General features: G+C 63.1%; 5 protein-coding genes and 1 pseudogene. All 6 read left to right on the top strand.

Annotated elements, in window-relative coordinates; translation table 11 throughout:
• Positions 1 to 381 (top strand): annotated as a pseudogene (locus tag B4E36_RS14060) (hypothetical protein); the annotation flags it as partial.
• Between the two features lie 122 nt (positions 382 to 503).
• The gene (locus B4E36_RS14065) at positions 504 to 842 is read left to right on the top strand and encodes a hypothetical protein (protein ID WP_292051491.1); all 339 of its coding nucleotides are present in this window, start codon (positions 504 to 506) and stop codon (positions 840 to 842) included.
• A gap of 122 nt (positions 843 to 964) precedes the next feature.
• The gene (locus B4E36_RS14070; RefSeq protein ID WP_292051489.1) at positions 965 to 1,351 is read left to right on the top strand and encodes a hypothetical protein; all 387 of its coding nucleotides are present in this window, start codon (positions 965 to 967) and stop codon (positions 1,349 to 1,351) included.
• Between the two features lie 147 nt (positions 1,352 to 1,498).
• Entirely contained in the window at positions 1,499 to 2,776 is a 1,278-nt protein-coding gene (locus B4E36_RS14075) for an NHLP bacteriocin system secretion protein (protein ID WP_292051487.1), read from the top strand.
• A gap of 16 nt (positions 2,777 to 2,792) precedes the next feature.
• Positions 2,793 to 4,982, top strand: coding sequence for an NHLP family bacteriocin export ABC transporter peptidase/permease/ATPase subunit (locus B4E36_RS14080; protein WP_292051485.1), 2,190 nt, complete (start codon positions 2,793 to 2,795; stop codon positions 4,980 to 4,982).
• Between the two features lie 12 nt (positions 4,983 to 4,994).
• Positions 4,995 to 7,835, top strand: a complete 2,841-nt coding sequence (locus B4E36_RS14085) for an NHLP bacteriocin export ABC transporter permease/ATPase subunit (RefSeq protein WP_345900486.1) — start codon at positions 4,995 to 4,997, stop codon at positions 7,833 to 7,835.
• Positions 7,836 to 7,943 lie beyond the last annotated feature (108 nt).

Here is a 7,943-nt window from a genome sequence, read left to right on the forward strand (position 1 = left end):
AGCAACAAGACCGATCCGGCCAGGATCGATGAAACTCACATGGAAGAACTCGCGTCGGATCAGTTGCAGAATGCGGCCGGCGGTAGTGTGCTCGGCGATGTCGGAAGTGCCGCAGGGGATGCTATCGACGGGGTCAAGGACGCGGCCGAATGGACCTTTAACCATCCGGGTGAAGTTATTGCCGGCGCCGCCGTAGCCTCCGGTGTCGGAATGGCCGGCTATGGCATCTACTCGGCAGTGGCGCTGGGACAGGGGACCGCCGGATTTGTGGCGGCCGCTGCTGGTGTCGCGACAGTGGCTGGCGGTGCCGTGGCCGGTGCGGCAGAAGGTGTCGCGCATGGCGTAAAAGACGTCGCTGACGACATAGAAAAACTGTTCTGAGACTCGGTTCAACGGTGTGGTAGTGCCGACACTAGGCTTCCGGATAGAGCCGGGTGCTGAAACGGCGCTGCAGAAGATCAGAGCATCTGAACGAGTGCGATTAGTTTGGAGATTGTTTCATCATGAAGAATGGAACCAGGACGATTGATACGACCAGCCGCGACGATTTGAACCTCTCGGAACTTGGCGAAGAGGATTTGCAGAGGATCGCAGGCGGAACTATCCTCGGCAATACTTGGGACGGTATCAAGGATAGAGCCGAGTTGATTGGAAAAGCTGCCGAAGCGCACCCGGCCGAGGCCGCCGCCGCCGTTGGCATCTTGAGTGGTGGCATAGAGACAGTCGGGATGGCTGCCGTGGCCGTTGTGGCAGAGCCTGTTATGCATGGTGTTGAATCTGCGGCAGGGCTTGCTGTGCATGGCGTTAAAGACGTCGCTGACGACATCGAAAATCTGTTTTGACGCTTGGTTTGATGGCGCGGTTATAGCGACGCGAAAATCCTCGGCAGAGCGGGACCTCCGAATAGACACTGCGGGGGATCACAACGTTTCAATGGGCAAATTTCTAGCGGAGATCGTTTATCATGAAAAATGAAACCAAGTCGGTTACGCCGACCGGCCCCAACGAACTGAATCTCGAAGCACTCGGTCAAGAGGAACTGCAGCCAGTCGCCGGCGGCAATATCTTCGGCGATGCCTGGGACGGCATCAAGAATGGCGCCGAATGGGTCGGAAATGAAGTGGAGAACCACCCGGTTGCGGCCGTGGCCCTCGCCGTCGGTGCTGTCACAGGTGTTGACGCGGTTGCCGGGGCCGTTGCCGTTGCAGGCAGCGATGCCGCCGCGTTCGCGGGTGTATCAGGCGGTGATCTTGCGGTCGGAGCGGCTGCGAAGACGGCGGCTGGAGTCTTTTCCGGCGGTGCTGTCGGCGGTATGGCCGATATGTTCAAGAAAGTGATTGATGACGCCTGAAATTTCGGGCGGGATATTCGAAACTGTCTCTTGCAGCTGCGGGAGACAGTTTTCCTCGTGTTCTGATGGCAGACTTCTCACTCCTTATCGTCTGGGCGCGGATGGTGAGTGAGATTTGCGCCGCCCAAGTGAGATCGTCGCGAAATCATGTCCAATCCCGAAGAGCCCCGCAAGCAGGTCTATCGCGAATCCGCTCTCAAACATCTCCAGACCCCTGAAAGCACTGACAGTCTGATGCGTGTCGTCGGCCCGAGCGGTTGGGTCGTGGCGATCGCGATCGCGCTCGTCTTCTGCGGCGCGATCTACTGGAGCATTTTCGGGACGGTGACGACCTTTGTGCAGGGTAAGGGCATCCTCGGCCCGGCCTATGGCGAGACCCGCGATTTTGTGGCGACCCATTCCGGCATATTGCGCTCGCTGCCGGTTCAGCTCGGCGATACGGTTGAAAAGGGCGAGCTTCTTGCATCCATCGAAATCGTCTCCGTGGCCGAGGACAAGCGCGAGGCGGAACGGACGCTGCGCTCGCTGAAGACAGAGCAGGACCTGCTGGAAACCTACTGGAACAACCTGCTGCCGCAACAGATGGCCGACCTCAAGCAGAAGGAACAGGATCTGGAGCGCCAGATCGCGTGGGACGAGCAGCAGCTCGAGAGCCGGAAGAAAATTCTGGAGGGCTTCGAACAGGCCAGCAGCGATGGTGCGATAACGCCGCTCAGGCTAGAGCAGGCCCGGGACTCATTCATTGAGGCATCCGCAAATCTGGATGGGAACAAATTCGACAAGGAACAGCTCGCGGCCAAGCGGCTCGAGCTTGAAAACCAGAAGACCACGGCGTTTCAGGCGATGAGCGACCGGTTGCTGAAGGCCCAGGAAAACCTCGCCGATCTCGAAGACACGCTCGATAGCGGCGGAAAGGTGCTCTCGGATATGTCCGGCCTGGTCATTGCGGTCGACGCCAGTATCGGCTCCTTTGTGCAGCCGGGATCCCCCATCGTGACGGTTCAGCCCGTCAACACCGATATCGAAGGGGTGTTTTTCGCCAATCCGCTGCACGGAAAGAAAGCCCTGGCGGGGATGGAAGTCAATGTTTCACCATCCACCGTTGAGGCCTCCCGTTTCGGCACCATCCGCGGAAAGGTCGTCTGGGTCAGCGAAGACCCGCAAAGCGACACCGCGGTCGCGCGTCAGCTCGGCAACGAAACGCTGGCCAAGGCGCTTGCCGGCAGCGAACCCCCGATCGCCTTTGGCGTGCAATTGGAAAAGGACGCGGCCTCGCCCTCCGGATTGAAATGGACCTCGGGGCACGGCCCGAACATGAAGGTCCGGACCGGCACGCTGGCCGATGCCGATGTCGCTGTGGAGCAGGTGCCGCCGATCGTTCTGGTGATACCCGCGATCCGGCGCGTCCTCGGTCTCGATCAATGACTGGCGGAGCGCGGGCATGACGAAGCGGTTTTCGGCGCTGAGACCGGGAAGGATATTTCGCAACGCAAAAACGCCTACCATCCTGCAGATGGAGGCGGTCGAATGCGGGGCCGCCTGTCTCGCCATGGTGCTGGCCCATCACGGACGATGGGTCCCCCTTGAAAGGTTGAGGCTCGAATGCGGCGTGTCGCGAAATGGCTCGAACGCCTGGAGCCTGATCGAGGCCGCCAGACGCTTCGGCTGCGAGGCAAAAGGCTTCAAGGTAGGACTGGAGAGACTGCGCGATGTAACGCTGCCTGCCATCATCTTCTGGCGGTTCAACCACTTCGTCGTGCTGGAAAAGATCGACCGCAAGGGCGCCCAGATCAATGACCCGGCGCAGGGGCGCAGGCGCGTCGCCTGGTCGGAGATGGACCGGGATTTCACGGGCATCGTGGTGACCGTCGAGCCTGGGCCGGATTTCAAGACTGGCGGCGAGAAGCCATCGGTACTGCGCGAGTTGAGGCAGCTTTCGCGCGGGACGGCAGGACCGTTCGCCTTCATATTGCTGGTAACGCTCCTGATGGTCATTCCCGGCATCGTGATACCGGCGCTCAGCAAGATCTATGTCGATGGCTTCCTTGTCGGCGGACAGGAGGATTGGGTCAGGCCGCTGCTTGCGGCCTATGTCGTGGCCGGCGGGTTGAGTCTGCTTCTGAGCTGGCTGCAGAAGCATTACCTGATGCGGTTTTCGGCCAGGGTCAGCATCGACATGACGCGCAAGGTGTTGTGGCGCCTGCTGCACCTGCCGATGGACTTCTTCAGCCAGCGTTTCGCCGGGGACATTTCCAGCCGGCTCGGATCCGCCGGACGGGTCGCGTCGATGATCTCCGGTCCGCTGGCGTTCAGCATCGTCGGCATGATCTCGGTCGTCGTCTATGGCGCTTTGATGTTTTCCTACAGCGTGCCGCTGGCCTCGCTCGTCGTCGCCATGGCCGTCATCAACCTGATCATGGCGCGGGTCGTCTGGTTGCGGCTGGAAAACGCGCGCCATCTTCTGGCCAAGAACGGGGCGGAGCAGGCCTCGGCGATCATGAGCGGCCTCTCGGCGATCGAGACGGTCAAGGCCGCCGGGCTCGAGGATGATCTGTTTTCCCGCTGGGGCGGCCTTCAGGCCCAGCTTGTCTCGCTGTCGCAGACCATCGGGCGGCAGAACAACCTGCTCGGCCTGCTGCCGGGAACCTTGTCGGCGCTGGGACATATCGCGATTCTCAGCCTCGGCGCGCTGTTCGTTCTGGACGGTCGGCTGACCGTTGGCGACCTCGTCGCGTTTCAGGTTCTGGTCGGCAGTTTCAACGGGCCGATTTCGGGGCTCGTGGGACTGGGGTCGTCATTGCAGACGACGCAGGTCGACCTCAACCGTCTCGATGACGTCATCAATTACGGTTCCGCCGAGCCGGCAGCGGCCGCGGCGCGGCCGCAGGCCGCCACCGCCGCGGTAAGGCTCGTCGGCAAGGTCGAGCTTCGCAATGTCACCTTCGGATACAGCCGGCTTGAAAAGCCGCTGCTCGACGATTTCTCGGTGCTGTTGCAGCCGGGCATGCGGATCGCGCTCGTCGGCGCCAGCGGCTCGGGAAAATCGACCGTCGGCAAGCTGGTTGCCGGGCTCTACCGGCCATGGCAGGGCGAGATTTTCTTCGATGATATCCCCCTGCAACAGATCGACCGTCTGACGCTGACCTCGTCGCTCGGCGTGGTCAGTCAGGATATCAATGTCTTCAGCGGGACATTGCGGGACAATATCACGCTCTGGGATACATCGATCCCCGAACCTGCGATCAGCCGCGCGGTCGCCGATGCCTGCCTCGACCAGTTGCCGCTGGTGCGCGAGCAGGGGATCGATGCCGCCTTGTCCGAAGCAGGACGCAATCTCAGCGGCGGCGAACGCCAACGGCTCGAGATTGCCCGCGCTCTGGCGCGCGATCCGTCGGTGCTGATCATGGACGAGGCGACGTCGGCGCTCGACCCCGTCACCGAGCAGACCGTCGACATGAACCTTAGACGGCGCGGCTGCGCCTGCCTGATCGTCGCCCAGCGGCTCTCGACCATCCGCGACAGCGACGAGATCATCGTTCTCGATCAGGGCCGGATCGTCCAGCGCGGCACGCATGATCGATTGATAGCCGAGCCGGACGGGCACTATGCCCGCCTTGTGGCCGCTCACTGAGAAGCAGACCGGATGACCGACAGCCCGCAAACAGACCTGCCACCGGCGCTTCGCAAGGCTCGCGACGCCGCCCGGATGCCGCGTGCCATCCCGCTCAACAACGTTGAGGGCGTCTTCATTGTCGAAGAGGGCGCTGCCGACGTATTCGCGGTCGACCCCGATACGCAGATCTACGGGCCGCTGCATCATCTCATGCGCCTTGCCGGTGGCGACGCATTCACCGGGCTGGCCGATGTCGTCTGGGACGGCGGCGCGCCCGATATCATCGTTGTCCCGGCACCCGGCTGCCGCCTCGCCACCACCGAAGAGGGGCCGTCCGGCGCTGGCATCGACGCCTGGATCGGCCGCCTACTGGCAGCCTGCCCATCCGCCCTGCCGCCGCGCGGCATCGCGCCGTTGCGCGCCGGGCAGCATGTCTCGATACCGGACGGGGCTGCGGTTTGCGCCGCCGGCGCATTGCTCTGGCTCGAGACGGATGGCGTTCTCAAGTCAGGCGACGGGCGCGAGCTCGGGCCGGGGCTGGCGCCGCTGACGGCGGATTTCTGGGTCCAGGCGCTGGCCCCGGTCACGGCGCGGGTCCATGATAGCGCAGCCCTTGCAGAGGCGGGATGGCTGCAACGCGGGCGGGCGGAAGCGCTGCGTCTAGCGCTCGCAGGCATCGCAACGACGCTGGCCACAAATCGCCTCGACGGCCGGGACGATGTCTCGCGCCGCGACAAGGCGGCGGAGCTGCGCCTGAAAGCCGCCTCCGGCGAGGTGGCGGCGCTTCTCGATCACCGGGCGAAACAGCCCGCGGGAACGCTCGCGCCCGATGCGCTGGCGCGCTGCGCGGCGCGCGTGGCGGCGGCGGATGGTATCCGGCTGAAAGCCCAACGGTCTCTTGCGCAGAGGGAGCACGGCGAGGCGGTCGCGGCGATCGCCCGGGCCAACCATGTGCGCTCCAGGCGTGCCCGGCTGCCGGAGGAATGGTGGCGCGGCGATCACGGCGCGTTCCTGGCCTTTACCGAAAGCGGCGAACCCGCCTGCCTCATTCCCGGCCGCTTCGGTTATCGCCATATCGATCCCGAGGGCCGCGAGCGCAAGGTCGGCAGGCAGTTTGCAGAAACGCTCGCGCCGGAAGCCTATATCTTCTATCGACCGCTGCCGGACGGCAAGGTGACGTCGCGCATGCTGCTCGGCTTCGTGTTCCGCAACAATGTTCGGGCCTTCGCCACCATCCTGATCGCGTCGGCCTGCGCGGCGCTGCTGGCGCTGCTCACGCCGCTGGTGTCCGGCCATATCTTCGATACGATCATTCCGAAAGCCGAATATGACCAGTTGCGCCAGGTCACCATCGTTCTGGTGGCGGCGGCGTTCGCGACGCTCGGCTTCGGCACGGCGCGGGCGTTGACGCAATTGCGGATGCGCGGCCGGATCGACGCGGTGGTGCAGAGCGCGGTCTGGGACCGGCTGCTGCGCCTGCCGGCCTCCTTCTTCCAGCAATACGAGGTCGGCGATCTCGCGAACCGCGCATCCGGGATCAACGCGCTCAGCCGGGCACTCAGCGGCTCGACCCTTTCTGTCCTGTTCAGCGGTTTGTTTTCCACCGTCAGCCTGGCGATGATGTTCTATTATCAGCCCATGCTAGCGGGCATTGCCGTGGGCTTCGTGGTGTTCGTCATTCTGATCAGTTCGGCTTTTGCCTATTTGCAATTGCTATACCAGCGCGAACAATACGAACTGCGCGGAAAACTGTCCGCCAGAACCTTCCAGTTAGTATCCGGCATTGCCACGCTGAAGGTCAACGGTGCGGAACGGCTTGCATTTGCCGACTGGACCGAACGCTTTGCCCGCGACATGCATTTCCGACTGCGCTCCAACGTGCTGTCCTACAGCGAGGGGCTGCTGACGAGCGGGGTTCTCATCGTTTTCCATATCGTCGCGCTGGCGGTGTTCGCCTTTTATGTCGAGGACGTGTCGACCGGAACCTTCATCGCGTTCAATACGGCCTTCGGGCAGTTTTATGGCGGGCTCTCCGGCTTTGCCGGCGCGTTCGTCACGCTGATGTCGCTGAAGCCGCTCTATGAACGCACCGAGCCCATTCTGGCGGGTGAACCGGAGGTTTCGGGCGCTAAAATAGACCCCGGCGAGTTGAGCGGCCGGATCGTCATCGCCCATGCCAGCTTCGCCTATGAGGCGGCCGACCGGCCGATCCTCGACGATGTGAGCCTGGATATCCGGCCCGGCGAGTTCGTGGCGGTCGTGGGGCCGTCGGGCAGCGGCAAGTCGACGCTGCTGCGCTTGCTGCTGGGCTTCGCGACGCCCCAGAAGGGCGGCGTTGCCTATGACGGCCATGATCTTGAAAAGCTCGATCCCGCCGCGCTGCGCCGGCAGATCGGCGTGGTCCTTCAGGATGGCAAGCTCCTGACAGGCAGCATTCGCGACAACATCACCGCCAACGGCATCTACACCGAGGCCGATATCTGGCAGGCCGTCAGGGATTCCGGCCTCGAGCGGGATATCAGGGCGATGCCGATGGGCCTGCAGACACCGGTAGGCGAGGGCGCGGCAACCTTCTCGGGCGGGCAGAAGCAACGACTTCTGATCGCGCGCGCCCTGGTGCGCAAGCCGCGCATCGTGCTTTTCGATGAAGCGACCAGCGCGCTCGACAACGTCACCCAGGCCGAGGTCAGCGCCGCGCTGGAGCGCATGAAGGCGACGCGCATCATCATCGCGCATCGGCTTTCAACGATCCGCCACGCCGACCGTATCCATGTTCTTCAAAACGGCAGGATCGTTGAGAGCGGGAGTTTTGACGAACTGCTCGCGCGGGGTGGCGCTTTCACCGCGCTGGCAAACCGTCAACTGGCGTAAAGCCCTCCAGTTTAAAGGGAAGCAGAGTGCAGAGGTGGGCGCGCCGGTCTGGGGCAAACAGGCGCTTCTCTTTTCAGCCTAGAGCCTTTCCGCATTTCACGGAAACGC

The organism is Martelella sp. UBA3392 (genome assembly GCF_002358775.1).
GTDB lineage: Bacteria > Pseudomonadota > Alphaproteobacteria > Rhizobiales > Rhizobiaceae > Martelella > Martelella mediterranea.